The organism is Nostoc sp. CHAB 5715, from assembly GCF_020829685.1.
In the GTDB taxonomy this organism is placed as follows: domain Bacteria; phylum Cyanobacteriota; class Cyanobacteriia; order Cyanobacteriales; family Nostocaceae; genus Nostoc.
Genome location: NZ_JAIVFR010000968.1, coordinates 1 through 2,771, shown reverse-complemented (window position 1 = coordinate 2,771; position 2,771 = coordinate 1). Strand labels below are relative to the sequence as shown.

Below are 2,771 nucleotides of genomic sequence, written 5' to 3'. Positions count from 1 at the left end.
ACGTGTCAACTTAACGTAAAAGCCATGTCCCGCAAGGAACTTCAGTTCCTTGCTAATAGCGAAAGTCATCTTAAGATGACTAAATATAGCCAAAAATCTTTAGTCTACTTCAGTAGACTTTAGCTATGAGCCGCTGAAATTCATTTCTGGGCGGGCGTCGAAGCCAACAGATAAGCGATTTTTAGCTTAAGTTGACACCAATGAGCAATGCTGTGCCCTTACGACAGATGTGATTCAAATACATGAAAACTGCTGTAAGATTACCCTTATAAATGGTCTTTTTGCGATCGCTAATGTGTTTTGATAAATAGCGATCGCATTAATTTTCCTCAGAAAAACCAAACTCTTAAATTCGATTTACCTCTGTGCTAAACTCACCTGTCCTCCAATTAGCCCTAGAAATCCAGTTCCAGAGTGCTGAATCTCCAAAAAACTTGCTTGCTCCGGTGAGGTTTTGTAAATCCGAAATGTCTTCATAATTCCTAAGGTTGCAGCACTTTCTAGAGGCCCAACAAAGCTGATATCCCGGTCAAGGAAATAAGTTTGATTAGCCCAATGAGTCATCTGATTTGCATTCAAAAAGTAGCAGCCTGCATGGGGATTAAAGGCACGACAAAAGATAATTGGTGCATTCATAATTGTACCTTTGAGTTCCGGTTGCTCCTGCACATTTTGAAAGGGAGCAGTTACTCGCAAAGCCAAATCCCCATCAATGTAGGCTTTATTAACCAAACCGTAAGGGGAGATTTCATAACGATTTGGCTGGAGCAAATTTAAATCACCCGCTTGTTGGGTAAACCAATTTAATTTTATAAAAAACCAAGGGTCATGGATAATTAGGTCATCTTCCAAGAAGCAGTAATAATCATATTGACCGAGACAACTTTGCAGAACAGCTTGGCACTCAAATCCCAAAAGCAGAGGTTCTACATTAGTAGAATGATGCTTATATAAATGGGATGGTAAAGGAAGCTGATTCAAAAGATGATTATCTTGGGTTGTACAAATAACAATATCTAATTCGTGCGACTGCGGCTGGTTAGCGGGAAAAGCTATTCGTTGAGCAATGTTAATGATACTTTGAGATTTACCAAATAATTGGTGTAAGGCGGTAAGGCTGTTGGTTAACGCCTGCAAGCGTGGTTTTGGGTCTTTGCGTTGGGAAGCATGACGACCCTGACCGCTAGGTTTGAAAAAATGGGCAATGGTAAAAATAATTCGCATTTTAAATATCGCTCTCTGTCATTTGTCATTTGTCATTTGTCATTTGTCATTTGTCATTTGTCATTTGTCATTTGTCATTTGTTATTGACCAATAACTAATAATTAATATACTTCTTACAAAAGTCGTTCTTTTCACGCTTTTATTTACACCTTTGCTTGAGGCAAAAAATATTTATGCAAAAGGCTAATGACCAATGACTAATGACTAATGACAAATGACTAATGACCAATGACCAATGACTAATTTTTGTTTCACCCATAGACGCGCATTCGCTTCAACTTAGGAGTAAGCTTCAATTTAAAAAGAGCCAGCAATCATCCCAGCAAGTAAAATAAAACCAATCCAGACGTTTTGCCGGAACATCTGACCATAAACAGGATTAGGTAAGTCTCGCTGTGTTAATCGCACAGACTGCCAAACCCATCCGATAGTAGCAACTGCAAGGCTAATCCAAAAGGCTAAGTGCAGATGTATGAGTACACCTAACCAAGCCAATAACAAGATTGTGCCAGCAAAGAAAATTCCAATAGCTACAGGGGCATAATTCCCAAAAAATAGAGCGCTAGAATTAATACCAATGCGGCGATCGTCTTCCTTGTCGCTCATAGCATAAACTGTATCAAATCCCAATGTCCATAGTACAGTCGCGCCCCAAAGTAACCAAGTTGGTTGGGAGATGGTTTGTGTGACTGCACTCCAGCTAATCAACACGGCGAAACCCCAAGCGATGGAAAGCACCAGTTGCGGTACAGGAAACACCCGCTTTGCACCTGGATAAAGCAAAATTACGGGCACTGCTGCCACGCATAACCAGAAACTCAGGGGGTTAAGATAAAATGCCAGGATAGCTGCACATGCTAGAGAGACGATCGCAACTACAATCCCAACTTTCACAGACAAGGCGCGAGAAGCGAGGGGGCGATCGCGTGTTCTCTCTACTTCTGGATCAATATCTCGATCCCACAAATCATTGACAACACATCCGGCGGCACTGGTGGCCAGAGTACCTAATATAATCACACCAACCAGAGGTAAAGGCGGTTTCCCAGAAGCTGCCAAAAACACAGCCCAAAGGGCAGGAATCATTAAAATTAACCGTCCTTCTGGTTTATGCCAGCGTAAAAGCCGGACAATTACAAGCCAAACTGGTTGCTGGGGGCGTTCTGGCGTCCTTAACATAAGAGTGGGGAGTGGGGAGTGGGGAGTGGGGAGTGGGGAGTAGGGATTGGGGATTGGGAATAGGGGATGAGTCTTTGATACTCGTGAATGAGTCTTTGAACTCCGTTAATGAGTCTTTGATACTCGTGAATGAGTCTTTGAACTCCGTTAATGAGTCTTTGATACTCGTGAATGAGTCTTTGAACTCCGTTAATGAGCCTTTGATACTCGTGAATGAGTCTTTGAACTCCGTTAATGAGCCTTTGATACTCGTGAATGAGTCTTTGAACTCCGTTAATGAGTCTTTGATACTCGTGAATGAGTCTTTGAACTCCGTTAATGAGTCTTTGATACTCGTGAATGAGTCTTTGAACTCCGTTAATGAGCC

3 protein-coding genes are annotated in these 2,771 nt (G+C 41.8%); 1 reads left to right on the top strand and 2 read right to left on the bottom strand.

Annotated features, from left to right (window positions below; translation table 11 throughout):
• Positions 1–357 precede the first annotated feature (357 nt).
• On the bottom strand, positions 358–1,224 hold the full coding sequence (locus LC574_RS34490; protein WP_229458106.1) for a calcium-binding protein: 867 nt from the start codon (positions 1,222–1,224) through the stop codon (positions 358–360).
• 298 nt (positions 1,225–1,522) lie between these two features.
• On the bottom strand, positions 1,523–2,404 hold the full coding sequence (locus LC574_RS34485) for a 4-hydroxybenzoate solanesyltransferase (protein ID WP_229458104.1): 882 nt from the start codon (positions 2,402–2,404) through the stop codon (positions 1,523–1,525).
• Between the two features lie 32 nt (positions 2,405–2,436).
• Here LC574_RS34485 and LC574_RS34480 point away from each other — a divergent pair.
• On the top strand, positions 2,437–2,771 hold a 335-nt coding region (locus LC574_RS34480; protein ID WP_229458103.1), incomplete at its 3' end, for a hypothetical protein.